Source organism: Pseudomonas sp. LTR0 (assembly GCF_036630035.1).
In the GTDB taxonomy this organism is placed as follows: domain Bacteria; phylum Pseudomonadota; class Gammaproteobacteria; order Pseudomonadales; family Pseudomonadaceae; genus Aquipseudomonas; species Aquipseudomonas putida_Y.
In genome coordinates this window covers 5,204,884-5,231,183 of the sequence record NZ_CP123734.1, presented here as the reverse complement: position 1 = coordinate 5,231,183, position 26,300 = coordinate 5,204,884, and the positions used below count along the sequence as shown (strand labels likewise).

Genomic DNA, 26,300 nt, shown 5'->3' with positions numbered 1-26,300 from the left:
TCAATTTAAGGATGACCCCATGAACCAGCCTGTCAGCCACGAACACAAGCATCCGCACGATCACGATCACGATCACGCTCATGGCGATGACGACCATGGCCATGCTGCCCACGGCCACAGCTGCTGCGGCGCCAAAGCCGCACCGCCGCTGGTGCAACTGAGCGAAACGGCCAGCGCCCAGGCGCAACTCAGCCGTTTCCGCATTGATGCGATGGACTGCCCCACCGAGCAGACCCTGATCCAGGACAAGCTGAGCAAGCTGGCCGGTATCGAACAGCTGGAATTCAACCTGATCAACCGCGTGCTTGGCGTGCGCCACACCCTGGATGGCACCGCCGATATCGAGCGGGCTATCGACAGCCTGGGCATGAAGGCCGAGCCGATTGCCGCCCAAGACGATGGCAGCGCCAGCGTGCCACAACCGGCCAAGGCCCGCTGGTGGCCACTGGCATTGTCGGGCGTTGCCGCAATCGCCGCCGAAATCGTGCACTTTGCTGCACTCGCCCCGGAATGGGTGGTGGCGGGCCTGGCACTGGCAGCGATCCTCGGTTGCGGCCTGGGTACTTACAAGAAGGGCTGGATTGCCCTGAAAAACCGTAACCTCAACATCAATGCACTGATGAGTATCGCCGTGACGGGGGCCGTATTGATTGGCCAGTGGCCGGAAGCGGCTATGGTGATGGTGCTGTTCACCGTTGCCGAACTGATCGAAGCGCGCTCGCTGGACCGTGCGCGTAATGCCATCGGCGGCTTGATGCAACTGACCCCGGACATGGCTACGGTGCAGCAGGCCGATGGCCAGTGGCGCGAGCTGGAAGTGCGTGAGGTAGACATCGGCGCACTGGTGCGGGTGCGCCCGGGTGAGCGCATCGGCCTGGACGGTGAAGTGACCAGTGGGCAATCCAGCGTCGATCAGGCACCGATTACCGGCGAAAGCCTGCCTGTGGAGAAGGGGGTGGGCGACAAACTGTTCGCGGGCACCATCAACCAGGTGGGGGCGCTGGAGTTTCGCGTCACCGCCGCTGCCGGGCAGTCGACCCTGGCGCGGATCATCAAGGCGGTGGAGGAAGCACAAGGCGCGCGGGCGCCTACCCAGCGCTTTGTCGACCGTTTTTCGCGCATCTACACCCCGGTGGTGTTCGCCATCGCCTTGGCCGTGGCGCTGATACCACCGCTGTTCATGGCTGGCGCCTGGTTCGACTGGGTTTACCGCGCCTTGGTGCTGCTGGTGGTGGCCTGCCCGTGCGCGCTGGTGATCTCGACCCCGGTGACCATCGTCAGTGGCCTGGCCGCCGCTGCGCGCAAAGGCATCCTGATCAAGGGTGGCGTGTACCTGGAGGGTGGCCGCCACCTTGATTTCCTGGCCCTGGACAAGACCGGCACCATTACCCATGGCAAGCCGGTGCAGACCGACGCCAAGGTGCTGGTGCCGCTGTTCGAAGACCGTGCACAGGCCTTGGCGGCCAGCCTGGGCGAGCGTTCGGACCACCCGGTGTCCCGCGCCATTGCCGAGTTCGGCAAGCAGCAAGGCCTGGCCTTGAGCGAGGTCAGTGACTTCGCCGCCCTGGCCGGGCGTGGCGTGCGTGGCGTGATCGCCGGTGAGGTCTACCACCTGGGCAATCATCGTCTGGTCGAGGAACTGGGGCTGTGTTCGCCAGCGCTGGAGGCCCAACTGGATGCGCTGGAGCGCCAGGGCAAGACAGTGGTCCTGCTGCTCGACCGCTCCGGGCCACTGGCACTGTTCGCCGTGGCCGACACGGTCAAGGACAGCAGCCGTCAGGCGATCGCCGAATTGCATCAACTGGGTATCAAGACTGTCATGCTGACCGGTGACAATCCCCATACTGCGCAGGCCATTGCCGCCGTGGTGGGGATCGACCGCGCCGAGGGCAACCTGTTGCCGGCCGACAAGCTGAAAACCATTGAGGCCTTGTACGACCAAGGCCATCGGGTGGGCATGGTCGGTGACGGCATCAACGACGCCCCGGCGCTGGCTCGCGCCGAAATAGGCTTTGCCATGGCTGCTGCCGGCACCGACACGGCGATCGAGACTGCCGATGTGGCGCTTATGGACGATGACTTGCGGAAAATCCCGGCCTTCGTCAGGCTGTCGCGCCAAAGTGCGGCGATCCTTATGCAGAACATCGTTCTGGCATTGGGCATCAAGGCGATATTTTTGGCGATTACCTTTGCCGGCATGGCCACGATGTGGATGGCGGTGTTCGCTGATATGGGCGTGAGCTTGCTGGTGGTGTTCAACGGCTTGCGCCTTTTGCGTAAATAGAGGACGTGCATGCTGAGTGCCGAGCTGAAGGCCTTCTACATGGTGGCCCGTCTGGGCAGCATCACCCAGGCGGCGAAGAAGCTTGGCCTCAGCCAGCCCACGGTGACCACCCAGATCCGCAGCCTGGAAGGCCAGTACGCTGTGGAGCTGTTCTACCGCGGCGGGCGGCGCCTGGTATTGAGCGAGGAAGGCCTACGCCTGCTGCCGATGGTCAAGGCGCTGCTGCAGCAGGAAGCCGACATCGAGTTCGAGCTGCGCAACAGTGGCCAGGCCCAGGGCAGCTTGCGCATCGCTGCCACTGCGCCTTACTACATTCTCGACCTGGTCAAGGTCTATCGCGAACGCCTGCCGCAGGTTGAGGTAGCGGTGGAGATCGGCAATTCGCAGCAGGTACTGGAAATGCTTGAGGATTACCGGGTGGATATTGCCGCGTCGTCGCAATGGGTGGAGGACGCACGGTTGGTGCGGCGGATATTGGGCACTGACCCTTTGGTGGTGGCGGTGCACCGTAACCACCCGCTGGCCCATCGCCAGACGGTGTCGATCGAGGTGGTGTCGGGGCATTGCCTGCTGATGCGCGAGAAGGGCTCGACCACACGCAAGCTGACCGAGCAGATGATGCAGGAGGCTGGGGTCAAGGCCAGCGCCATGATGGAAATCGGCAGCCGCGAGTCGATCCGCGAAGCGGTGCTACGCAATATCGGCATCAGCGTGATTGCCCGCCATGAGGTGCCGCACAACCCTGAACTCCGGGTGCTGGCGCTGGAGAATGCGCCGGTGATGCATGAGTACCTGTATTGCCTGAAGGAACGGCGCCAGGCGAGGTTGCCGGCGGCATTCCTGGGGGTGGCGCAGGAAGTGGCCGGTTCGCAGTTCTAGATTCTTCGCGGTCCACTACTAAATCTGCCTATACCACTATCACCGGCTTTTGCCTTAAAGCCACAGAACCTTCGCACAGCCTGCCTAGCATGGCCCCATCTCTTCGATGAGGCCCTGCCATGAACCACACCACCCCCGGCGCACAGATAAAAGTGTGCAATATCCACAAGCGCTTCGGAGCCTTCACGGCGCTCAACGATGTCTCGCTGGACATCGCCGCGGGCGAGCTGGTGTGCCTGCTCGGCCCATCCGGCTGTGGCAAGACCACGCTGCTGCGTTGCATTGCCGGCCTGGAACGCCAGGACCGCGGTACGCTGTACATCGGCGAACGCGATATCTCCGATCTGTCTCCCCAGGCGCGGGACTACGGCATCCTGTTCCAGTCCTACGCGCTGTTTCCCAACCTTACCGTCGAAGCCAATATCGCCTATGGCCTGTCGGGCAGTGCTCGGGAGCAGGCCCGCCAGCGGGTGGCCGAAATGCTCGAACTGGTAGGCCTGTCGGGCAGCGAGAAGAAGTACCCAGGCCAGCTCTCCGGTGGCCAACAGCAACGTGTGGCCCTGGCCCGCGCGCTGGCACCGTCGCCATCGCTGCTGCTGCTCGATGAGCCGATGTCGGCGCTGGACGCCCGGGTGCGTGAGCACTTGTGCACCGAACTGCGTCAGTTGCAGCGCCAACTGGGCATCACCACGTTGATGGTTACCCACAACCAGGACGAGGCCATGTTGATGGCCGACCGCATTGCGGTGATGAACAACGGTCAGGTCGAGCAGTACGCCACCCCGCAGGAAATCTACGACCATCCGGCCACGCCGTTCGTTGCCGAGTTCGTCGGCCAGGGCAACTGGCTGCCGTTCCAGCGCAGCAGCGACAACCATGCTCAGGTCGGCGACATGAACATGCGCCTGGCGCCGGGATCATCCCAGGCCAGCAGTGGCCGGCTGTTCTGCCGCCCGGAAGCGATCACGGTCAACCCGGTGGTGCACGAAGAAAACCTGTTCCCGGCCATGGTCCGTGAAATCACCTTCCTCGGTAACCGCTGCCGCATGAGCTTTGAACTCAAGGCTCTGCCAGGCCATGCCCTGCTGGCCGAGCTGGCCCCCGAGGCCATGCCGCGCCTGGGCTCGCAGGACATCTGGGTGGCGTTGCCGCCGCAGAGCCTACAGGTGTTTGCCTGAGATGGCCGCGCCAATGTCCCTGCCGTTGAGCCAGGCCAAAGCCACGCCGCGTGCTGGCATCGCCCTGGGTGACCGGTTGTTCGTCATCGGCGGCAAGAGCCTGCTGCTGATTCTGTTGGTGCTGGCCGTGCTGATGCCTTTGCTGGCGATCTTCTGGCGTGGCTTCAGCGGGGAAGCGGGCCAGGGTGGTGGCTTGCTGGCGGCCCGTGAACTGTTCGCCAGCCCCAGCTTCCACTGGCTACTTGGCAACAGTCTGTCGGTGGCCTTCACCGTCGCGGCCATTGTGGTACCGCTGGCCTATTTGTTCGCCTTTGCCCTCCAACGCACGTTAATCCCGGCCAAGGGCCTGTGGCGGGGGATTTCGCTGCTGCCATTGCTGGCACCGTCGATGCTGCCGGCCATTGCCCTGGTCTACCTGTTTGGCAATCAGGGCCTGCTGCGCGGGTTGCTCAGCGACAATATCTACGGCTTCTGGGGTATCGTGCTGGGCGAGGCTATCTACACCTTCCCGCATGCGCTGATGATTCTGCTGTCGGCACTGTCACTGGCTGATGCTCGCCTGTTCGATGCGGCCTCCAGCATGGGGGCAGGCTCGTGGCGGGCGTTCACCAGCATTACCTGGCCGGCCTCGCGCCAGGCGGTATTCGCGGCGTTTTGCCTGGTATTCACGCTAACTATCACAGACTTCGGTGTACCGGTCGTGGTGGGGGGCGACTATCAAGTGCTGGCGCTGGAAGCCTACAAGGCGGTGGTGGGCCAGCAACAGTTCGGTCGTGGAGCGCTGATCGGCATGGTGCTGCTGTTGCCGGCCCTGTTCAGTTTTACCGTCGACGCCTGGCTGCGTAGGCGCCAGGGCGAGGCCATGGGCGGCCGAGCGCAGGTATTCGAACCCAAGCCATCACGCAGCCGCGATGCCTGCTTCCTGACCATTGTGCTGCTGGTGTGCGCGGCGTTGCTGGTGGTGATCGGTATGGCGGTGTACTCCTCGCTGGTCACTTTCTGGCCCTACAATCTGTCGTTGTCGCTGCGCCACTACATGTTCGAAGACACTGCCGGTGGCGGCTGGCTGGCCTACCGCAATAGCGTGACCATGGCCATTGGCACCGCGCTGATTGGCAGCATCGTGATCTTCACCGGTGCCTACCTGATGGAGAAGACCCAGGGCCAACGCCTGCTCAACCATGCGCTGCGCCTGCTCAGCTTCATCCCCATGGCCGTGCCGGGCCTGGTACTGGGCCTGGGCTATGTATTCTTCTTCAACCTGAACGGCAACCCGCTGCATGTGTTGTACGGCGGCATGGGGTTGCTGGTGGTGTGCACCATTGCCCATTACCTGACCACCGCACAGATGACCGCGACCACCGCCCTGCGCCAGCTCGACGGCGAGTTCGAGGCCGCCGCGCTGTCGCTGAAAGCGCCGCTGTACAGGCACTTCCTGCGTGTGACCGTGCCGATCTGCCTGCCGGCGCTGCTGGATATCATCCGCTACCTGTTCGTATCGGCGATGACCACCGTGTCGGCAGCGATTTTCCTGTACAGCCCCGACACCCTCCTGGCTGCAGTTGCCGTGCTGAACATGGACGACGCCGGCAACGTTGGCGGTGCCGCCGCCATGTCCACTCTCATCCTGCTGACCAGTGCCGGCGCTTCACTGTTGCTGGCTGCAGCCTCGCGCGGCCTGCTGCGCCGCTCCCAAGCCTGGCGCCAACGCGCCGCGACCGTCTGACTTCCAAGGAACCTACCCATGCACAAGCACCTTGCCCTTGCCGCTGCCGTTTCCGCCGTGTTCAGCCTGCAGGCGTCGGCCGCCGATACCCAGCTGACGGTCTACACCGCGTTGGAAGCCGAACAGCTGAAAACCTACAAGCAGGCCTTCGAAAAGGCCAACCCGGATATCGAGATCAAGTGGGTGCGTGATTCCACCGGTATCATCACCGCCAAGCTGCTGGCCGAGAAAGACCGCCCGCAAGCCGACGCTGTGTGGGGTCTGGCGGCGTCGAGCCTGGCCATCCTCGACCAGAGCGGCATGCTTGAAGCCTATGCGCCCAAGGACCTGGGCAAGATCTCCGGTAATTATCGCGACGCCGCCAACCCGCCAGCCTGGGTTGGCATGGACGTGTGGGCCGCCACCATTTGCTTCAATACCATCGAGGCCGAAAAACAGGGCCTGAGCAAACCGGTGAGCTGGCAGGACCTGACCAAGCCTGAGTACAAAGGCAAGATTGTCATGCCCAACCCGGCCTCGTCCGGCACCGGCTTCCTGGATGTCAGTGCCTGGTTGCAAACCTTTGGCGAGCCGCAGGGCTGGGCCTATATGGACGCGCTGCACCAGAACATCGGCCAGTACGTCCATTCCGGCTCCAAACCATGCAAGTTGGCGGCGGCGGGCGAGTTCCCGATCGGTATTTCGTTCGAATACCCGGCCGTGCAGCTCAAGCGCCAAGGTGCGCCGTTGGACATCGTGCTGCCGAAGGAGGGTTTGGGCTGGGAGATCGAGGCAACCGCGGTGATCAAAGGCTCGCCCAAGGCGGATGCGGCCAAGCGCCTGGCCGACTTCTCGGCCAGCCCGGCGGCCATGGAACTGTACAAGGAAAACTTCGCCGTACTGGCCGCGCCGGGCATTGCCAAGCCGCAGACCGAACTGCCGGCAGATTATGAGCAGCGGTTGATCAAGAACGACTTTGTCTGGGCTTCGAAAAACCGTGACCAGATTCTGGCCGAATGGCGCAAGCGCTATGACGGTAAGTCGGAGAAGGTGGCAGCGCAGTGATTGGGTGAGGGCTGGTGGGTGTCCGGCTTGAGGTTTTTGTCGCCTGTGAGATCGAGCGCCGCCCGCGCGGCGCATCGCGAGCTGCGCTCGCTCCTACGTTTGTTTCGGGCCAATCATTCCTGCGGGATTTGCGCGCGTCCCCCCTTGGCGCATGCCGCGATATCGCGTCGTACAAACAAGGCGGTCGCGCGCGCCTGTCACAGGCATAACTGGCCCGAAACAAACGTAGGAGCGAGCGCAGCTCGCGATGCGCCGCGCGGGCGGCGCTCGATCTCACAGGCACCACATCCTTCAAGGCATACCCCTCGCAGCCCCTCAAATCTGCGAAACCAGCGCTTCGAGCTGCTCCTGCCGCTCAGCCTGGTTCAGCTTTGCCCCTGAATTGAGGGTGGACCACTGCGGGTGCGCCCGCGCTTTGACCAACGCCTCCGGCAACTTGCCCTCACGCCAGGCCTTTTCATCCAGCTCCACCAGACGAATGCTGTCCTGTGCCGCATGCCCGCGGTTATCCAGCGCCACCATCAACTGCTGCTGACGCAAGGCCAGCAAACGCAATACTGTATCGTCCACGGTCAGCTCGCGCTTGCCCTTGAGCTTGCCCATCAACCGTGACCCATAGTTGCGCGCCGTCTGCAGCGCGCCGCCGGCAATCGCCCCGGCCAGCGCCGCTGCGCCGAGGGTAAGGCCACCAACCAGCAAATCGACCCCGGCACCGGCCGCAGCCCCCGCCGCCACACCGCTTCCCAAGCGCACGCCCAGCAGTTTCAACGTCTCTGGATTGAACAAATCATCGCCCCAGCGGCCATCCAGCAACGGCAGGTCGCTGGCATGGGCATCCTCGCGGCGGAAGGCATACAGCTTGAGCAAGGCCTCGACGCAACGCTGTTCACGTTGGCGTATGTCCTGGCGCAGCGCCTCGATGGCCCGGGCTTCTGCCGCCGGTTCGGCCTCGACACTGCGCCGGCATGCAGCGCAGTCGAGCAGCAGTTCGGCGATCAGGCGCTTGCCGCTGTGCCGGCGTGCCAGGCGCTGCGCCTGCTGGTCGTCGATCAGCCGTTGCAGTGCCGGGCGGGCGCTTTCCAGCAGCAGCGCCAGGCTTTCGTACAAACGGCGTTCGCCATCCTCTGGCGGGGCCACGCTGTCGAACCGCACCAATGCGTGAAGCCCAAGCCGGGCAAGGGCTTCACGCCATTCCGGTTCGCGGTGCTGGCTGCTGGCGACGAAGTTGAGCACCGGCAGCAACGGCTTGCCGCAGTTGGCCAGTACTTCCAGTTCGTCTCGGTACTTGGCCAGCACCGGCTCGCGCGCATCGATCACATACAGGCCGGCATTACTGGCCAGCAGTTGGCGCAATACCTTGGCCTCCTGCTCGAAACGTTGGCGCGCTTCGCTGCCCTGCAGAAAACGCTCCAGGCGGGCCGGGCCGTCCAGGCGCTCGCCCGGGCGTTCCAGACGTTCAAGGTAGTCGAGCAGCGCGATGGCATCTTCCAGGCCGGGCGTGTCGTACAGCTCCAGCAAGGGTTCACCGTCCACAGACAGTCGCGCACCTTCCACATGGCGGGTGGTGCTGGGGCGGTGGGACACTTCGCCAAAACCGACGTCGCGGGTCAGGGTGCGCAGTAGCGAGGTTTTGCCAACATTGGTATGGCCGACCACGGCCAGTTTCAGTGGCTCAGTCATGGCCATGCTCCAGCCAGGTCAGCGGTGAGGTGTCGGCATGTTGCAGGCCAAGGCGGTCAAGGGCCTCGTGCCAATCGCCCAGGCGCTCGGCATCGAGGGGCTGGCCCGGTGCGGCCTGCAGCAGCCAGATACGGGTGGCGCCGGCATTGCGCGCCAGTTCGGCGAGCAGCGCCAAACTGCCTCGGTCGGGCGAGCGGCGTGGGTCGCAGGCGATGGCCAGGCGTGCCGGTGGGAAGCGGCTGAGCTGTTCCAGCAGCCGGTTGCGTGATTCGCGGCTGTCGAGCACGCCGGCATCGGTCACGCTTTTGGGCAGGGCGGGTGGCCAGGGGCGCTGGTCATCCAGCTCCAGGCCCACCAGCAGGGCACCGCTGCTGCCGCTTTCCAGCTGCCCGGCGGCAAATTGTGGCAAGGCTTCCGGTGCGGCGTCCTGCACGCCGATGCGCTCGCTGCGCGGCATCAGTGCCTCGCGCAGTTGCGCGTAGCCAGGCAGGCCCAGGTCCAGCGTCAGGCGTTCACGGCCCTGGCGCCAGCGCCACAGGCATAGCCCGGCCAGCAGCAGGCGGGGCAGCAGGCCGTATACCAGCACCACGCCGAGCAGCCAGCTGGCCCAGGCCTGGCGTGCCATGTCCAGGGCCGGCAGGCTGTCGCCGCTGGCGCGGATCATGGCTTCGTCGGGCACGGCGAAGCCCAGCAATGAGGGCAGGGTGCCCAGCGCTTGGGTCAGGTGAATGAACGGGTCGGCGGCGAGCAAGGTGGTTTCCCAGACAAAGCCATAGCGCCGAGTCGCCAGCAAGGCCAGCAGCATGCCCAGTGCGGTAAGCATCGCCAACAGCCAAAGGCCATGTACCAACAGGCCGAGCAGCCACCGGTTGAGGCGTTGACGTTGCAGCAGCACCAGCAGCGCTGGCGCCAGGTGCGCGGCCTGGGCATCGCGGGCAAAGCGTTCGCTTAGCCACAGCCACAAGCGGCCCAGCCCTGCGCCATGCTCGCCGCTCAGGGCAAAACCCATGGCCCAGCCCAGCAGCATCAGCAGGTTCAGCCCGAGCAGGCTGCCCAGCGCCCAGAACACATTCACCGGGCGCTGCCCGTCACCGAGGGCGGCCAGCCCCAGGCCTGCGCCGCTGAGCACGGCCATCAGCAGCAAGGCCAGCAGCGCCAGGCGCGCGCCCTGCTTCCAATGGCGCAGGGCGCCGGTCATGCCATCGCGCTCGGCGAGGAACAGCGCACGTGTTTCGATGCGCGTGGCCAGGTCGCCACCTAGCTGGCGGGCGTGGCGGTTGGCTTCCTGGTCTTCCAGCGGGCCGGCATGTTCTTCGCGCAGGCGTACCGCTTCGGTGAGCCAGCGCTTGTCCAGTGGCGTGGGTGCAGTCACAAGGTCTTCCATTGCACAGGTCAAGGCAGAAGCATAACCCACACGCCCGGTGCTATCCTCGCTGGCATGAATACATCACTCCCCCTCAGCCTGATCGCGGCGTATGCCGAGAACCGCGTGATCGGCATCGACAACTCCATGCCCTGGCATTTGCCGGGGGACTTCAAGTACTTCAAGGCCACCACCCTGGGCAAGCCGATCATCATGGGGCGCAAGACCTGGGATTCGCTGGGGCGGCCGTTGCCTGGGCGGCTGAACATCGTGGTCAGCCGCCAGCCGGAGCTTCAACTGGCGGGTGCCGAGGTGTTCGCCTCGCTTGAAGAGGCGTTGGTGCGGGCCGAGCAGTGGGCGCGCGAGCAGGGCGTCGGAGAGCTGATGCTGATAGGTGGGGCGCAGCTGTATGGGCAGGCGCTGGAGAAGGGGCTGGTAAACCGCATGTACCTGACGCGGGTTGAGTTGGCGCCAGAGGGGGATGCGTGGTTCCCGGCGTTTGATGAAGGGCAGTGGAGGCTGACTTCTAGCGAGGCACAGGGTGAGGAAGGCAAGCCGGCGTATCACTTCGAGGTTTGGGACAAGGTCTGAGGTTGTCGGGGGGCTGCTTTGCAGCCCTTCGCGGGTGAACCCGCTCCTACGGGGGACCACAGGGTGTTCAGATTTTGAGCAAGACTCAAGCGGTCTTGCCGCGAAAGGGGCGCAAAGCGCCCCGGGCGATCTGTCAGGTGTGGCTCAGCTCGGCATGTTCATCTCCGGCCAGCACTTCCTTGTCTGTCTCTTTCAGCAGCTGGCTGGTGACAACGCCCGCCGTCATCGAACCGTTCACGTTCAACGCCGTACGGCCCATGTCGATCAGCGGCTCCACCGAAATCAGCAGCGCCACCAACTCCACCGGCAAGCCCATGGCTGGCAGCACGATCAGCGCGGCGAAGGTAGCACCGCCGCCCACGCCGGCAACCCCTGCCGAACTCAGCGTGACGATGGCCACCAGGGTGGCAATCCACAGTGGGTCGAAGGTGTCGATGCCTACCGCTGGCGCAACCATCACCGCCAGCATGGCCGGGTAGAGCCCGGCACAGCCGTTCTGGCCAATGGTGGTGCCGAACGATGCGCTGAAGCTGGCGATCGATTGCGGCACGCCCAGACGGCGGGTTTGTGCTTCGATGTTCAGTGGAATGCTGGCGGCGCTGGAGCGGCTGGTGAAGGCAAAGGTCAGCACCGGCCACACCTTGCGGAAGAAGCGCAGCGGGCTTACGCCGGTGGCGGCGAGGATGATGCCATGCACCACGAACATCAACCCCAGGCCCAGGTACGACACCACCACGAAGCTGCCCAGCTTGAGGATGTCCTCCGTGTTGGAGCTGGCCACGACTTTGGTCATCAGCGCCAGCACGCCATAGGGGGTCAGCTTCATCACTACCCGCACCAGGCGCATCACCCAGGCCTGCAGGGTGTCGATGGCCGACAGGGCGCGCTCGCCCTTCTCTGCGTCGTCCTTGATCAACTGCAGCGCGGCCAGGCCGAGGAACACGGCAAAGATCACCACGCTGATGATCGAGGTCGGCTTGGCCCGAGCCAGGTCGCCTACCGGGTTGCTGGGGATGAACGACAGCAACAGTTGCGGGATGTTGAGGTCGGCGACCTTGCCCGCGTAGTCACTGTGGATAACCTGCATGCGTGCGCTTTCCTGGGCACCGGCCACCAGGCCCTCGGCGCTGAGGCCGAACAGGTTGGTCAACACAATGCCGATCAGAGCGGCAATGGCGGTGGTCGCCAACAGGGTGCCGATGCTCAGCACGCTGATGCGGCCCAGTGAAGAGGCATTGTGCAAGCGCGCCACGGCACTGAGGATCGAGGCGAAGATCAGCGGCATGACGATCATCTGCAACAGGCCGACATAGCCGTTGCCGACCAGGTCGAGCCAGGCAATGGTTGCCTTGAGCACGGGGTGGCCAGCGCCGTAGATCGTGTGCAGCACAAGGCCGAAGACCACGCCCAGCACCAGGCCAAGCAGTACCTTCTTGGCCAGGCTCCAGTCTGTGCGGCGGGTTTGTGCCAGGCCCAGCAACAGGGCCAGGAACGCCAGCAGGTTGAGTGACAGCGGCAGGTTCATTGAAGCTCCAGCAGAAAAAGGCAGAAATGGCATCGCCTCTGTGAGCGATTGCGAACGGAAATGCTAACAGCCTGAAAACAAACGAATTTATACCCAAATGGAATTTGCATAGTCGTTTATGGAATAACGAGGTGTCGCAAATTGCAATGAACAAGGCGTTTACAGTTGCCTGGGGGTCGTTATCGAGGGTTTGCAGTGGGGATTGTTGCACTAGCGTTTCTGGGTCATTTCAGGAGATTCGTACATGAAAGTCGCTGTGAAAGCCGCCGCCATCGGCCTGTCCCTGCTGTTCAGTATCGAAACCTTCGCCACCGAGCTCAAACACTGGCCTGCCGACGCAGCCAAGCAGCTCGACAGCATGATCGCCGCCAATGCCAACAAGGGTAACTATGCGGTGTTCGACATGGACAACACCAGTTATCGCCATGACCTGGAAGAAGCCTTGCTTCCGTTCATGGAAAACAAGGGCCTGCTAAGCCGCGACAAGCTCGACCCATCGCTGAAGCTGATGCCGTTCAAGGACACTGCCGAGCACAAGGAAAGCCTGTTCAGTTACTACTACCGGCTGTGTGAAATTGATGACATGGTCTGCTACCCGTGGGTAGCCCAGGTGTTCTCTGGCTTTACCCTCAAGCAGCTGAAGGCGCAGGTGGATGAGCTGATGGCTTCGACCAAGCCGATCCCCAGCACCTATTACGAAGGCGACCAGGTCAAGGCCATCGAGGTTCAGCCGCCCAAGGTCTTCAAGGGCCAGGCCGAGCTGTACAACAAGCTGATGGAGAATGGCATCGAGGTCTATGTGGTTTCGGCGGCCTCCGAAGAGCTGGTGCGCATGGTCGCCTCGGACCCCAAGTATGGATACAACGTGAAGCCCCAGAACGTGATTGGCGTGAGCCTGTTGCTCAAGGACCGCGCCAGCGGCCAGCTGACCACTGCGCGCAAGCAGATCAGCGCCGGGCACTACGATGCCAAGGCTAACGAGGGCCTGGAGCTGACCCCCTACCTGTGGACCCCAGCCACCTGGATGGCGGGCAAGCAGGCGGCGATCCTTACCTACATCGATGAATGGAAGAAACCGGTGCTAGTGGGCGGCGACACGCCGACCAGCGATGGCTACATGCAGTTCCACGGTGTGGATGTGGGCAAAGGCGGTATCCACCTGTGGATAAACCGCAAGGCCAAGTACATGGACCAGCTCAACGGGATGATCGCCAAAAATGCGGCGGCGCAGGCCAAGGAAGGGTTGCCGGTGACGGCGGACAAGAACTGGGTGATCGTCACGCCGGAGCAGATCCAGTAAATCTTGCCCTACCTGTGCGGCCCCTGTGGGAGCGGGCGTGCCCGCGAAGGGGCCGGTGCAGGCATAAAAAAACCGGCGCCCAGGGCGCCGGTTCTTATTTCACGCTAAAAACACCTCAGAGCCCTTCCAGCATCGCTTTGTTACGCACAGCGCCCTTGTCGGCACTGGTGGCCAGCAGGGCATAGGCCTTGAGCGCGGTGGTCACCTTGCGTGGACGGACCTCGGCTGGCTTCCAGCCCTTCTTGTCCTGCTCGACGCGGCGTTCCGCCAGCTCTTCATCGCTGACCAGCAGGTTGATCGAACGGTTAGGGATGTCGATCAGTACCTTGTCGCCGTCGCGCACCAGGCCGATGGCGCCACCTGCCGCTGCCTCTGGCGAAGCGTGGCCGATCGACAGACCCGAAGTACCGCCTGAGAAGCGGCCGTCGGTAAGCAGGGCGCAGGCCTTGCCCAGGCCTTTGGATTTGAGGTACGAGGTCGGGTACAGCATCTCTTGCATGCCCGGGCCGCCTTTCGGGCCTTCGTAGCGGATGATCACGATGTCGCCCGCTTTCACCTCGTCGGCGAGGATGCCGCGCACGGCGCTGTCCTGGCTTTCGAAGATCTTCGCGGTGCCCTCGAACACGTGGATCGATTCGTCGACACCAGCGGTTTTGACCACGCAGCCATCCAGTGCGATGTTGCCGTACAGCACGGCCAGGCCGCCCTCTTGCGAGTAGGCGTGTTCGAAGCTGCGGATACAGCCGTTTTCACGGTCGTCGTCGAGGGTTTCCCAACGGGTCGACTGGCTGAATGCGGTCTGGGTCGGGATACCGGCAGGGCCGGCCTTGAAGAAGGTGTGCACAGCTTCGTCATCGGTCTGGGTGATGTCCCATTTGGCGATGGCTTCTTCCATGCTGCGGCTGTGCACGGTCGGCAGGTCGGTGTGCAGCAGGCCGCCACGGGCCAGCGAACCGAGGATACTGAAGATGCCGCCGGCGCGGTGGACGTCTTCCATGTGGTACTTCTGGATGTTCGGCGCCACTTTGCACAGCTGCGGCACTTTGCGTGACAGGCGGTCGATGTCGCGCAGGTCGAACGCCACTTCGCCTTCCTGTGCTGCTGCCAGCAGGTGCAGGATGGTGTTGGTCGAACCGCCCATGGCGATGTCCAGCATCATGGCGTTTTCGAACGCTTTGAAGTTGGCGATGCTGCGTGGCAGGACCGACTCGTCATTCTCGCCGTAGTAGCGTTTGCACAGTTCGACGATGGTGCGGCCGGCCGTGAGGAACAGCTGCTCGCGGTCGGAGTGGGTGGCCAGGGTCGAACCGTTGCCCGGCAGGGCCAGGCCCAGGGCTTCGGTCAGGCAGTTCATCGAGTTGGCGGTGAACATGCCGGAGCACGAACCGCAGGTCGGGCAGGCGCTGCGCTCGTATTCGGCGACTTTCTCGTCGGAAGCCGTGGAGTCGGCCGCGATGACCATGGCATCGACCAGGTCCAGGCCGTGGCTGGCCAGCTTGGTCTTGCCGGCTTCCATCGGGCCGCCGGAAACGAAGATCACCGGGATGTTCAGGCGCAGGGCGGCCATCAGCATGCCGGGGGTGATCTTGTCGCAGTTGGAGATGCAGACGATGGCGTCAGCGCAGTGCGCATTGACCATGTATTCCACGGCGTCGGCAATGATTTCGCGGCTTGGCAGCGAGTACAGCATGCCGTCGTGGCCCATGGCGATGCCGTCATCGACCGCGATGGTGTTGAATTCCTTGGCCACGCCACCGGCGCGTTCGATTTCGCGGGCCACCAGCTGGCCCAGGTCCTTCAGGTGCACATGGCCCGGGACGAACTGGGTGAACGAGTTGGCGATGGCAATGATCGGTTTCTTGAAGTCTTCGTCCTTCATCCCGGTGGCGCGCCACAGGGCGCGGGCGCCGGCCATGTTGCGGCCTTGGGTGGAAGTCTTGGAACGATAATCAGGCATGAAACACTCCTGGCGGCTTAATCAGGTCACAAATAGGGGAGTGAGCTTCTCTTGTCCTTTGCGCCGCAGGCCGGTTGCCACTGGCACGGATGGGGCCAAGACGGCGCGGGATCGCCGCGTGCTTGACCAGAGCTCATAAACCCGCCGGGGATGACTGGCGATGAATAGGCCGATTCTACACCGCTGGCGCGGTGAGGGAATGCAGATGTGGATGGTTGGCGGGGGGATTGCGGCAGGAAAGGGCCGCTGGGCGGCCCTTTTTGGCAGATTTCAGCTGTTCGGCAGTAACCGGCAGGTGATGCTTTTGATGTAGCGGGTTTCGGCAATGGCCGGGTGTACCGGGTGATCCGGGCCCTGGCCGCCACGCTCGAGCAACTGCATGTTGCGGTCCAGGTGACGGGCGCTGGTCAGGAGGATGTTGTTCAGGTCGTCCTCGGGCAGGTGCATCGAGCACGAGGCGCTGACGAGGATGCCGTCTTTGTTCAACATGCGCATGGCCTGTTCGTTCAGGCGGCGGTAGGCCGCTTCGCCGTTTTTCAGGTCTTTTTTGCGCTTGATGAAGGCGGGTGGGTCGGCAATGATCACGTCGAAGCGTTCTTCGGCTGCCTTGAGCTCGCGCAGGGCTTCGAACACGTCGCCTTCGATGCAGGTCAGCTTCTCGCTGATGCCGTTCAGTGCAGCGTTACGCTCCACGCCGTCCAGGGCAAAGCCCGAGGCATCGACACAGAACACTTCGCTGGCGCCAAAGGCACCGGCCTGCACGCCCCAGCCGCCGATGTAGCTGAACAGGTCGAGTACACGCTTGCCCTTCACGTACGGCGCCAGGCGGGCGCGGTTCATGCGGTGGTCGTAGAACCAGCCCGTCTTCTGGCCTTCGCGCACCGGGGCCTCGAACTTGACGCCGTTCTCTTCCAGCGGCACCCAGTCCGGCACTTCGCCGTAGACGGTTTCGACATAGCGCTGCAGGCCTTCGGCGTCGCGCGCGGCGGAATCGTTCTTGAACAGGATGCCGCTGGGCTTGAGCACCTGCACCAGCGCGGCGATCACGTCATCCTTGTGCGCTTCCATGGTGGCCGAGGCCAGCTGCACCACGAGGATATCGAAGAAGCGGTCGACCACCAGGCCTGGGAGCAGGTCGGAGTCACCGTAGACCAGGCGGTAGCACGGCTGGTCGAACAGGCGCTCGCGCAGCGACAGGGCGACGTTCAGGCGGTGTACCAGCAGCGACTTGTCCAGCGGCAGCTTGATGTCGCGTGACAGCAGGCGGGCGCAGATCAGGTTGTTCGGGCTCAGTGCGACGATGCCCAGCGGCTTGCCGTTGGCTGCCTCGAGAATGGCCTGCTGACCCGCCTGGAAGCCTTGCAAAGGGGTCGCGCTGACATCGACTTCGTTGCTGTAGACCCACAGGTGGCCGGCGCGCAGGCGGCGGTCGGCATTGGCTTTGAGGCGAAGGCTGGGCAGGGACATGACGTCGCTCCGGGAAAAAGAGCGGGATTATAGCGTGTCTGCGGTGCTTTCGCCTTTAGAGGAGTGGTAACCGGGGGCGCTTAGAGGGTTAAAATGCCGCGTCCTAAACGAGTGTGCACGTATGTCCCAAGAACTCAGCGCCGAACAGATCCAGCAAGCCTTGCAAGGCATCACCATCCCGCCTCAACCGCAGATCATGGTCGATCTGCAGTTCGAGCAGTACATGCCTGACCCGGACCTGGAAACCATCGCCAAGCTGATTTCCCAGGACCCGGGCCTCTCTGGCGCCTTGCTCAAGCTGGTCAACTCTCCGCACTTTGGCTTGTCCAACAAGATCGGTTCGATCCAGCGTGCGGTGAACCTGCTGGGTAGCCGTTCGATCATCAACCTGATCAACGCCCAGTCGATCAAGGGTGAGATGAGCGACGAGACCATCGTTACCCTCAACCGCTTCTGGGATACCGCCCAGGACGTGGCGATGACCTGCCTGACGCTGGCCAAGCGTACCGGCATTCAGGCGGCGGACGAGGCCTATACCCTTGGCCTCTTCCATGACTGCGGCGTGCCGTTGATGCTCAAGCGCTTCCCCACTTACATGGAAGTGCTGGAAGAGGCATACGCCAAGGCCGACGAAGAAACACGCGTGGTCGATACCGAAAACCGCACGTTCAACACCAACCATTCAGTGGTCGGCTACTTCACAGCCAAATCCTGGCGCTTGCCTGAGCACCTCAGTGCGGCCATCGCCAACCACCACAACGCCTTGGGCGTGTTCCGCGACGATACTTCGCGCAATACCCAGAGCCAGCTGAAAAACCTGCTGGCGGTGCTGAAGATGGCCGAGCACATCTGCGCGTCCTACCGGGTGCTGGGCAACCAGTCGGTGGACCACGAATGGAATGCGGTCGGCCCTTTGGTGCTCGATTACATTGGCTTGTCGGAATACGATTTCGAAAACCTCAAGCAGAACATTCGCGAGTTGGGCGGACACTGACACATGCCGGAATTGCCAGAAGTAGAGACCACCCGGCGCGGTATTGCGCCACACCTGGAAGGCCAGCGCGTCAGCCGTGTGGTGGTACGCGACCGGCGCCTGCGCTGGCCGATTCCGGAAGACCTCGATGTGCGTCTGTCAGGGCAGCGCATCGTCAGCGTGGAGCGACGCGCCAAGTACCTGTTGATCAATGCCGAAGTGGGGACGCTGATCAGCCACTTGGGCATGTCGGGCAACCTGCGGCTGGTCGAGCTGGGCTTGCCGGCGGCCAAGCATGAGCATGTCGACATCGAACTGGAGTCCGGGCTGATGCTGCGCTACACCGACCCACGCCGCTTTGGTGCCATGCTGTGGAGCCTGGACCCTCTGAACCATGAGCTACTGCTGCGCCTGGGGCCTGAGCCGCTGACGGACCTGTTCGATGGTGAACGGCTGTTCCAGCTGTCCCGCGGGCGGTCGATGGCGGTCAAGCCGTTCATCATGGACAACGCGGTGGTGGTGGGAGTGGGCAACATTTACGCCACCGAGGCGCTGTTTGCTGCCGGTATCGACCCACGCCGGGAGGCGGGCGGGATTTCCCGGGCGCGCTACCTGAAGCTGGCGACCGAGATCAAGCGGGTGCTGGCGGCGGCGATCGAGCAGGGTGGTACCACCCTGCGTGACTTCATCGGTGGCGACGGGCAGCCGGGGTACTTCCAGCAGGAACTGTTTGTGTACGGGCGTGGCGGGCAGCCGTGCAAGGTATGCGGCACTGAGTTGCGCGAAGTGAAGCTGGGGCAGAGGGCGAGCGTGTACTGCCCGCGCTGCCAGCGATGAAACGTTCGCTGCAAACCTGTTGAAGCAAAACCTGAACGTTGGCGCGGTCCCTGTGGGAGCGGGCAAGCCCGCGAAGCAGGCGACGCGATGAATGGCACCGGCTGCGCCGGTGTTCGCGGGCATGCCCGTGCCCACAGGGAGCGTGCAGCGAAGGGCAGTGATCAGCCCTTGCCAGTGATCCGGCGATACTTGGCCATCAGCTGTTCTTCGGTTTCCGGGTGCGCTTCATCCAGCGGGATGCAGTCGACCGGGCAGACCTGTTGGCACTGCGGCTCGTCGTAATGGCCTACGCACTGGGTGCACAGGTTAGGGTCGATCACGTAGATCTCTTCGCCTTGGGAGATAGCCTCGTTCGGGCACTCGGGTTCGCAGACGTCGCAATTGATGCAATCGTCGGTGATGATCAGGGACATGGGGGCTCCGGCCGGGGCTCATAGCCCGGGCATGTTCAACGCAATGGGCACAATTGTGCCGCATTCGCGCCCGCAGTGCACGCGGGCGCGACAATCAGGCGTCAGGCTTGCTTCTTGAAGCGTTCAGTCAGCGCGTCGGCCACCACCGGGTGGACGAACTTGCTGATATCACCGCCCAGCGCCGCAATCTCCCGGACCAAGGTCGAGGAAATGAACGAATAACGCTCCGACGGCGTCAGGAACAGGCTCTCGACATCAGGGGCCAGTTGCCGGTTCATGTTCGCCAGCTGGAACTCGTACTCGAAGTCGGACACTGCACGCAGGCCACGCAGGAAGACGTTGGCGCCCTGTTCCTTGGCGAAATGCGCCAACAGGGAAGAGAAGCCGATGACTTCGACATTGGGCAGGTGCTTGGTGACCTCACGGGCGAGCTCAACCCGTTGTTCCAGCGGGAACAAGGGGTTTTTCTTGGGGCTGGCCGCCACCGCGATGATCACGTGGTCGAATAGCCGCGAAGCGCGCTCGACCAGATCGCCATGGCCTTTGGTAATGGGGTCGAAAGTACCCGGGTACAACACTCGGTTCATCGCGTCATCCTGGCTGGAGTGCGTTGGGGAGTCGGATGGTAGCGCAGCGACGGCGCCCCGGCCAAGTCATGCGGCCGACTGATGGCACTATAGACAGGGGCCATATTCGTTGTCATGCGCTGTGTGCCAGGCGGGTGGCCAGTGCTTCACTGAGCCTGGCGCTGATGGCATACACCGACAGTTGCGGGTTGGCGCCGATGCTGGTGGGGAACAGCGAACCGTCGTGAATCGACAGGTTTTCCAGCTGGTGATGGCGTCCCAGGCTGTCGCACACCGCCTGGCGCGGGTCTTCGCCGAGTGCGCAGCCGCCCATCACATGGGCGCTGCCCAAGCGTGTGCGGAAGGGCTCCAGGCGCAGTTTGTCGATCATGGTCAGGGTCTGTTCCAGGCCTGATGCGGCGCTGGCGTCGCTGTGCACTGGGGTCACCTGGGTGGCGCCAGCGGCGAACTGTACTTGCGCCATGCTGCGGTAGGCTCGTCGCAAGCCGTCACGCAGGTAGTCGGTGACCGGGTAATCGAGCACGGGTGAACCATCGCCGCGCAGTTCCACGGTCCCACCCTGGCTTTCGGGGTGAAAACCATCGCGTAGCAGCGCCAGCATCACATGGGTATGGGGCAGCTCGGCCATGCGCTGGGCATTCTCGTGGCCGTGCCCACCCAGCAGGGTGCTGGCCAGGGCCGGGTGCAGCGGCGGTACTTCCAGCTTGTAGCCAACCGGACCGTCTGCGCCGCCTTGCCACTGGAAGTGGTCGCTGTAGATCGACTGCGGGGCGCCATAGTAAGGGTCGATACGCTCGCTGAAGCGTGCCGCACTGAAGTTGACCAGGTGCAGGAAGGTCCGCTTGCCGAGGCGGCCATGCGGGTCGGGCGCGGCAGAGCGCAGCAGCAGGGCCGGGCTGTTGATACCGCCACCGGCCAGGAGGTAATGGCGTGCCCGCACGCTGATCTGCCTGCCGGTTGGGTGTATGCCTCGGGCGTCCAGGGCCCGGCATGTCAGGCTCTGAATGCGTTCGCCGTTGTGGGTGAAGCGCTCGGCCCGCGCCAGGTACAGCAGCTCGCCGCCTTGCTCGAGGGTGGCAGGTATACGGGTCACCAGCATCGATTGTTTGGCATTCACCGGGCAACCCATGCCGCAGTAGCCCAGGTTCCAGCAGCCGCGCACGTTGCGCGGGATCACCCCCCAGCGGTAGCCCAACTGTTCGCAGCCCCGGCGCAGCACATCGTTGTTGGCATTCGGCGGCAAGGCCCAGGGGCTGATGCCCAGCTCCTGCTCCATGCGTTCGAACCAGGGGCGCAGTTCATCCTCGCCCAAACCGTTCACGTCGTGGACCGAGGCCCAGTGCGCCAGGGTTTGCGGCGGGGTACGAAAGCTCGAGGTCCAGTTCACCAGCGTAGTGCCACCCACGGCACGGCCCTGCAGGATGGTAATGGCGCCATCCTTGCTCATGCGCCCCAGGCCTTCCTGGTAAAGGCTGGCGTAAGCTTCATTCTCCAGCAGGTGAAAGTCGCTGCTGGTCTTCAGTGGGCCTTCTTCAATCAGCAGTACCTTGAAACCGGCAGCGCCGAGCATCTGGGCACTGGTGGCGCCGCCGGCACCACTGCCGATCACGACAATGTCGGCCTCCAGAGACAGGTCGTGCTCCAGGCGCGAGGCGTCGTAGGTGATCCAGCCGCGTTCGAGGCCTTGGCGAAACGGGTCGGGGACAGGCATTGGCGATGCTCTTGTTGTTTTCAGATTTTCGGTGGGCCCGGGTAACCGCAGTCTGCCCAGGATTCGGGGCATTCGTACCAGGCCATTTGCAGTAGTTGCAGCAACGAGGCGTGCCCCATGCGTAGCAGGTTCAGCGAGCTTTCCTGCCAACGCTGCAGGAACGCCGTGACCTGCGTGGCGCCAGCCTGGCCCCAGCTGACCCAGACGCCGGTCAGCGGGCCGCGAGTCAGTGGCAGGCTGAGCACGTCGAACAATTTCCGGGTGAGCTTGAGCATTTCCGGCGACAACGCCGCCAGCTTGTTGTCGAGGCTGCGCATTACCGGCGTCTCGGTGGCCTGCGTGCCGGCCAGCACCACCGGGATCAGCGCTCGCAGCAGTGGCAGGTCGTCGTCGCGGAGTACCTGATAGCCGGTCGCGGCTGTTTGCGCGCTGCACCCCACCAGGCTGGCGCCCGCCAGAAAAGCACTGGCGCCGAGGCTGAAACGCAGCAGTTCGCGGCGGTGCATGGTGCGATCCTCAGCGGATGAACAGTTTGTAGACCAGGCGCTGCAAGGCTTTGCCATAAGGCGGGTAAATCAGCCGTGCGGCGTTGAAGCGTTGCTTGGCAAGTACCGCCTTGGCCTTGCTGAAAGTGAGGAAGCCGTCATGACCATGGTAGTGACCCATGCCTGAAGGACCGATGCCGCCGAAGGGTAGATCGTCCTGGGCGACATGCAGCAAGGTGTCGTTCAGGCACACACCACCGGAGTGGGTGTGACGCAGCACATGCTCCTGGGTGCGGCGGTCATAGCCAAAGAAGTACAGCGCCAGTGGGCGTGGGCGCTGGTTGATGTAGGCCAAGGCCTGGTCGATGCCGTCATAAGGCACTAGCGGCAATAGCGGGCCGAAGATTTCGTCCTGCATCACCTGCATGCTGTCGTTCACATCCAGCAGCAAGTGTGGCGGCAGGCGCCGGCCTTGAGGAGCCTCGCCTGGGTACAAGTCGAGTACTTGCGCGCCTTTGGCCCGGGCATCGTCCAGCAGGTGCTGCAAGCGCTGCAACTGGCGCGGGTTGATGATGGCGGTGTAGTCGGGGTTGTCGGCTATGCGCGGGTACAGTCGGTGCACGGCGCGCTGGTAGGCGTCGCTGAAGGCGGGCAGCCGTTCGCGCGGCACCAGTACATAGTCGGGGGCAACGCAGGTCTGGCCGGCGTTGAGGGTCTTGCCGAAGGCGATGCGCTCGGCAGCGCTGTCCAGCGGCACATCGTCAGAAACAATAGCGGGAGACTTGCCACCCAACTCCAGGGTGACCGGGGTCAGGTTGTGCGCGGCAGCCTGCATCACCTGACGGCCCACGCTGGTGGCACCGGTGAACAGCAGGTGGTCGAAGGGCAGGCGGGCAAAGGCCTGGCCCACCTCGACTTCACCGAGCACAACGCTGACCAGGTCTGTGGGGAACACACGCTCGAGCAGTTGCTGTAGGGCCAGGCCAGTCGCGGGCGTGGCCTCGCTAAGCTTGAGCATGACCCGGTTGCCGGCGGCCAGGGCGCAGGTCAACGGGCCGATGGCGAGGAACAGCGGGTAGTTCCACGGCACGATGATGCCGACCACGCCCAGGGGTTGATAGCGCACCTGTGCGCTTGCCGGCTGGAACGCCAGGCCGACGCGGCGTCGGCTGCTGCGCATCCAGCGTTGCAAGTGCTTTTCGGCGTGGCGCAGGCCCTGCACCGACGGTAGCAGTTCGGCCAGCAAGGTCTCGTCGGCGCTGCGCCCGGCAAAATCCTGGCTGATGGCATTGATCAGTTCTGCCTGGTTGCCCAGCAAGGCTTCACGCAGGCTTTTCAACCACTTGCGCCGCTGTGCCGCTGGTGGCAGCGGGTTACCGGCAAAGGCCAAACGCTGGGCCGCGAACGTCGTCGCGAGGTCGAGGTCGAATTGCACAGAGGGCAAGGCACTGGGCGAGTTCATGGCGGTGTCGAGTCCGGGCAGGGGTTGCCTAGAGCCTATACTCTAATTTGTACCATGGTGCGAATTTTTACATGCTGTTCCACGGTGCATTCCACCTGTAATACGCCGTAAGATAAACCTTTGATGAAGGCCCGCAGACTGGGAGCTGAGCATGGCCCCGCGCATGAAGACCCGAGAGCGCATCGTGCAGAACAGCCTGGAGCTGTTCAACCAGCAGGGCGAACGCAGCGTCAGTACCAACCACATTGCCGCGCACATGGAAATCTCGCCTGGCAACCTGTATTACCACTTCCCCAACAAGCAGGCGATCATTGCCTTGTTGTTCAGCCAGTACGAAGAACTGGTGGACAGTTTTCTGCGCCCGCCGCAGGGCCGTGCGGCAACCGTGGAAGACAAGCGCTTCTACCTCAAGGCCTTGCTGGCGGCGATGTGGAACTACCGCTTCCTGCACCGTGACCTGGAACATCTGCTGGACAGCGATGCCGAACTGGCCGCCCGTTACCGGCGTTTTTCCGAGCGCTGCCTGCGCCAGGGCCAGGCGATCTACCGCGGCTTCGTCGAGGCGGGCATTCTGGCCATGGCGCCTGCGCAGATCGAGTCGCTGACCATCAACGCCTGGATCGTGCTGACGTCATGGGTACGTTTTCTCAGCACCACGCGTGAACATTCCGCGCACTTGGGTGAAGAAGCCTTCAAGCGCGGCGTCTATCAGGTGTTGGTGCTGGAGCTCGGCTTCGTCACCGACAATGCCCGCACTGCCGTGGACGCGCTGTGCGAAGAATTCCATGTACCGTTCAACCAGGCCCTGGAGCGCTAGCCCAGGGCCCTCGTGCCATTGATCAGGAGATTGTCATGCCCCTTGCGCAATTGATCACCCCGCAGCAGTTGGCCGAGCGACTGGACTCGCCCGGGTTGGTGATTCTCGACTGCCGTTTTGCCCTCGAGGATGTGGACTATGGCCAGCGCAGCTATGCCCAGGGGCATATTGCCGGGGCGCATTTTGCCGACCTGGACCGCGACCTCAGCGGGCCTGTGAGCAAGGGGCGCACCGGGCGCCACCCATTGCCCGATCCGCAGCGGCTGGTCGAGCGCCTGCGAGAGTGGGGCCTGAGCAACGACAGCGAGGTGGTGCTGTACGACGACGGCCCCGGCGCCTTTGCCGCCCGGGCCTGGTGGCTGCTGGTCTGGCTGGGCAAGCGCAGCGGTGTGGCGATTCTCGACGGTGGCCTGAAGGCCTGGCACGCGGCGCACCTGCCGTTGAGCCTGGACCCGCCGCCCAAACGTGAGGGCACTTTCAGTGGTGAGCCGGACGCGAAGCTGCTGATTGATGCCGACCATCTGGGCAAGCGCCTTGGTAGTGCAGACCTGACCTTGATCGATGCGCGTGCCTTGCCGCGTTTTCGCGGTGAAGTAGAGCCGATCGACCCGGTGGCGGGGCATATTCCCGGTGCCCAGTGTGCGGCGTTTACCGACAACCTAGGGGCTGACGGGTGTTTTCTGCCGGCGGATCAGCTAAAGCAGCGTTTTGCCGAAAAACTGGGTGGACGGGCGCCGGAGCAGTTGGTGTCTTATTGCGGGTCTGGGGTAACCGCTTGCCATAACCTGTTTGCGCTGGCGCTGGCGGGATACCCGCTGGGCAAGCTGTATGCGGGGTCGTGGAGCGAGTGGATCAACAACCCGCAGCATGCTGTGGCCACCGACGAGTAAGCAGACCGGGTTGAACCCCCGCGGTGGGTGGCACCGGCAATGCCGGTGTTCGCGTGCATGCCCGCTCCCACAGGGGGCGCGCAGCCTTTACCAATTCGCGGGCTAGCTACCGTCCACCAGCCACTGCGGAATCCGTCGCTCCAGGTAGTACCCCGGATTTCGCAGGCTGCCATCGACAAAGCCCACATGCCCACCGCGGCCATGCAGTTCGAAGCGGGTCTGTGGTGACAGTTCACGGGCCGTCGGCAGGCTGTGACTGGACACGAACGGGTCATCGCTGGAATGGATGATCAGCGTTGGCGTGCGGTTCTGGCCAAGGAAGAAGTGGCTGGATGAGCGGCGATAGTAGTCGTGTGCATCGCGAAAGCCATTGAGCGGTGCAGTGACTTTTCCGTCGAAGTCCCAGAATGTGCGCAAGTTGGTGAGTTGGCCCAGACGTTCCAGTGTCGCCAGCTGCTCGTGCTGGCCCCGGGCGTGGAAGTGCCGCTGTTTGAGCTGAACATATGCCAGCATCTCGCGCATGAAATGCGCTTGATACACCTTGGAGAAGCCCTGGCCGATGCGGTCGGCACAGTGGTCCAGGCGAAAGGGTACCGATACTGCAACTGCTGCCTCCAGTTGGCTGGCGACGCCGCTCTCACCCAGGTACTTCAACAGTACATTGCCACCCAGCGAATAACCCACTGCGTACAGCGGTGCCAGCGGGCGCTGGGCGCGAAGATGGCTGACAATTTCCGCCAGGTCTTCGCTGGCGCCGGAGTGGTAGCTGCGCGGCAACAGGTTGGGCTCGCCTGAGCAACCACGCCAGTTCACTGCCACGCTGGCCCAGCCGCGGCTTTGCAGCGCCTGCTGCAAGCCTTTCACGTAAGGCGAGTGAGACGAGCCGGTCAGCCCATGCAGCACCAGTACCAGTGGTGCATGGGGTTGGTGCGGACCGTGCCAGTCCAGGTCGATGAAGTCGCCGTCGGCCAGCCACAGCCGCTCTCGGTCACGCTGCAGCTCAGGCAGCTTGCGCCAGAGTGGCCCCCACAGGGTCTGCAGGTGGGGATTGGATAGGCCGATGGCTGGACGGAATGTGGCGTTGTGGCTGGGCATGCTGGGTGGCTCATGATGTGCCTTGCTAGCTTGCCA

22 protein-coding genes are annotated in these 26,300 nt (G+C 63.5%); 11 read left to right on the top strand and 11 right to left on the bottom strand.

Going from position 1 to position 26,300, the window contains the following annotated elements:
* Positions 1 to 19 precede the first annotated feature (19 nt).
* The 5 genes from QCL51_RS23865 to QCL51_RS23845 all read left to right on the top strand — a co-directional run bounded on the left by QCL51_RS23865 (position 20) and on the right by QCL51_RS23845 (position 7,111).
* Complete coding sequence (locus QCL51_RS23865; RefSeq protein WP_021783633.1) at positions 20 to 2,284, top strand: heavy metal translocating P-type ATPase; 2,265 nt, start codon at positions 20 to 22, stop codon at positions 2,282 to 2,284.
* Between the two features lie 9 nt (positions 2,285 to 2,293).
* Positions 2,294 to 3,163 (top strand): LysR family transcriptional regulator, encoded by an 870-nt coding sequence (locus QCL51_RS23860; RefSeq protein WP_021783634.1) that lies wholly within the window; start codon positions 2,294 to 2,296, stop codon positions 3,161 to 3,163.
* Positions 3,164 to 3,282: 119 nt separating this feature from the next.
* On the top strand, positions 3,283 to 4,341 hold the full coding sequence (locus QCL51_RS23855) for a putative 2-aminoethylphosphonate ABC transporter ATP-binding protein (RefSeq protein ID WP_021783635.1): 1,059 nt from the start codon (positions 3,283 to 3,285) through the stop codon (positions 4,339 to 4,341).
* Position 4,342: 1 nt separating this feature from the next.
* Positions 4,343 to 6,067, top strand: coding sequence for a putative 2-aminoethylphosphonate ABC transporter permease subunit (locus QCL51_RS23850; RefSeq protein WP_021783636.1), 1,725 nt, complete (start codon positions 4,343 to 4,345; stop codon positions 6,065 to 6,067).
* Positions 6,068 to 6,085: 18 nt separating this feature from the next.
* Entirely contained in the window at positions 6,086 to 7,111 is a 1,026-nt protein-coding gene (locus tag QCL51_RS23845; RefSeq protein ID WP_021783637.1) for a putative 2-aminoethylphosphonate ABC transporter substrate-binding protein, read from the top strand.
* Between the two features lie 315 nt (positions 7,112 to 7,426).
* On the opposite strand, the gene QCL51_RS23840 is transcribed toward QCL51_RS23845, so the two are convergent.
* Both QCL51_RS23840 and QCL51_RS23835 read right to left on the bottom strand, forming a co-directional pair.
* Positions 7,427 to 8,791 carry a GTPase/DUF3482 domain-containing protein gene (locus QCL51_RS23840; RefSeq protein ID WP_274101969.1) on the bottom strand — a complete coding sequence of 455 codons (1,365 nt, stop codon included), beginning with the start codon at positions 8,789 to 8,791 and terminating at the stop codon, positions 7,427 to 7,429.
* Positions 8,784 to 10,175 carry a DUF2868 domain-containing protein gene (locus QCL51_RS23835; protein WP_274118885.1) on the bottom strand — a complete coding sequence of 464 codons (1,392 nt, stop codon included), beginning with the start codon at positions 10,173 to 10,175 and terminating at the stop codon, positions 8,784 to 8,786. Before QCL51_RS23835 ends, QCL51_RS23840 begins: the two co-directional genes overlap by 8 nt.
* Before the next feature lie 54 nt (positions 10,176 to 10,229).
* Here QCL51_RS23835 and QCL51_RS23830 point away from each other — a divergent pair, with 54 nt between their 5' ends.
* Complete coding sequence (locus QCL51_RS23830) at positions 10,230 to 10,745, top strand: dihydrofolate reductase (protein WP_274101973.1); 516 nt, start codon at positions 10,230 to 10,232, stop codon at positions 10,743 to 10,745.
* A gap of 133 nt (positions 10,746 to 10,878) precedes the next feature.
* On the opposite strand, the gene QCL51_RS23825 is transcribed toward QCL51_RS23830, so the two are convergent.
* Positions 10,879 to 12,270, bottom strand: coding sequence for an L-cystine transporter (locus tag QCL51_RS23825; RefSeq protein ID WP_021783641.1), 1,392 nt, complete (start codon positions 12,268 to 12,270; stop codon positions 10,879 to 10,881).
* A 244-nt stretch (positions 12,271 to 12,514) separates the two neighbouring features.
* On the opposite strand from QCL51_RS23825, the gene QCL51_RS23820 reads away from it, so the two are divergent.
* Complete coding sequence (locus tag QCL51_RS23820; protein WP_135192885.1) at positions 12,515 to 13,570, top strand: haloacid dehalogenase-like hydrolase; 1,056 nt, start codon at positions 12,515 to 12,517, stop codon at positions 13,568 to 13,570.
* Between the two features lie 115 nt (positions 13,571 to 13,685).
* Here the strand turns inward: QCL51_RS23820 and ilvD are convergent, their stop codons facing one another.
* On the bottom strand, positions 13,686 to 15,527 hold the full coding sequence (ilvD, locus tag QCL51_RS23815) for a dihydroxy-acid dehydratase (RefSeq protein ID WP_003249056.1): 1,842 nt from the start codon (positions 15,525 to 15,527) through the stop codon (positions 13,686 to 13,688).
* A 270-nt stretch (positions 15,528 to 15,797) separates the two neighbouring features.
* Positions 15,798 to 16,994, bottom strand: coding sequence for a class I SAM-dependent rRNA methyltransferase (locus QCL51_RS23810; RefSeq protein ID WP_004575470.1), 1,197 nt, complete (start codon positions 16,992 to 16,994; stop codon positions 15,798 to 15,800).
* A gap of 175 nt (positions 16,995 to 17,169) precedes the next feature.
* Between QCL51_RS23810 and QCL51_RS23805 the strand changes: the two genes are divergently transcribed.
* Together QCL51_RS23805 and mutM are read left to right on the top strand one after the other, a co-directional pair.
* The gene (locus tag QCL51_RS23805) at positions 17,170 to 17,988 is read left to right on the top strand and encodes an HDOD domain-containing protein (protein ID WP_172402782.1); all 819 of its coding nucleotides are present in this window, start codon (positions 17,170 to 17,172) and stop codon (positions 17,986 to 17,988) included.
* A 3-nt stretch (positions 17,989 to 17,991) separates the two neighbouring features.
* A complete protein-coding gene (gene mutM / locus QCL51_RS23800) occupies positions 17,992 to 18,804 on the top strand; it encodes a bifunctional DNA-formamidopyrimidine glycosylase/DNA-(apurinic or apyrimidinic site) lyase (RefSeq protein ID WP_004575471.1) in 813 nt (270 codons plus the stop codon).
* 161 nt (positions 18,805 to 18,965) lie between these two features.
* Here the strand turns inward: mutM and QCL51_RS23795 are convergent, their stop codons facing one another.
* From QCL51_RS23795 to QCL51_RS23775, 5 genes are all read right to left on the bottom strand, one after another.
* On the bottom strand, positions 18,966 to 19,217 hold the full coding sequence (locus QCL51_RS23795; protein WP_003249063.1) for a YfhL family 4Fe-4S dicluster ferredoxin: 252 nt from the start codon (positions 19,215 to 19,217) through the stop codon (positions 18,966 to 18,968).
* A 101-nt stretch (positions 19,218 to 19,318) separates the two neighbouring features.
* A complete protein-coding gene (gene coaD / locus QCL51_RS23790; protein ID WP_010955660.1) occupies positions 19,319 to 19,804 on the bottom strand; it encodes a pantetheine-phosphate adenylyltransferase in 486 nt (161 codons plus the stop codon).
* Positions 19,805 to 19,916: 112 nt separating this feature from the next.
* The gene (locus QCL51_RS23785) at positions 19,917 to 21,515 is read right to left on the bottom strand and encodes a GMC family oxidoreductase (protein WP_274102012.1); all 1,599 of its coding nucleotides are present in this window, start codon (positions 21,513 to 21,515) and stop codon (positions 19,917 to 19,919) included.
* 20 nt (positions 21,516 to 21,535) lie between these two features.
* The gene (locus QCL51_RS23780) at positions 21,536 to 22,021 is read right to left on the bottom strand and encodes a hypothetical protein (protein ID WP_021783646.1); all 486 of its coding nucleotides are present in this window, start codon (positions 22,019 to 22,021) and stop codon (positions 21,536 to 21,538) included.
* Positions 22,022 to 22,031: 10 nt separating this feature from the next.
* Entirely contained in the window at positions 22,032 to 23,462 is a 1,431-nt protein-coding gene (locus QCL51_RS23775) for a coniferyl aldehyde dehydrogenase (RefSeq protein WP_028697542.1), read from the bottom strand.
* Between the two features lie 151 nt (positions 23,463 to 23,613).
* Here QCL51_RS23775 and QCL51_RS23770 point away from each other — a divergent pair, with 151 nt between their 5' ends.
* Positions 23,614 to 24,279 carry a TetR/AcrR family transcriptional regulator gene (locus QCL51_RS23770; protein ID WP_021783648.1) on the top strand — a complete coding sequence of 222 codons (666 nt, stop codon included), beginning with the start codon at positions 23,614 to 23,616 and terminating at the stop codon, positions 24,277 to 24,279.
* Positions 24,280 to 24,314: 35 nt separating this feature from the next.
* Complete coding sequence (locus QCL51_RS23765; protein WP_021783649.1) at positions 24,315 to 25,169, top strand: sulfurtransferase; 855 nt, start codon at positions 24,315 to 24,317, stop codon at positions 25,167 to 25,169.
* Between the two features lie 102 nt (positions 25,170 to 25,271).
* Here QCL51_RS23765 and QCL51_RS23760 read toward each other — a convergent pair whose 3' ends face one another.
* Positions 25,272 to 26,264, bottom strand: coding sequence for a hydrolase (locus QCL51_RS23760; RefSeq protein ID WP_021783650.1), 993 nt, complete (start codon positions 26,262 to 26,264; stop codon positions 25,272 to 25,274).
* Positions 26,265 to 26,300: the final 36 nt, after the last annotated feature.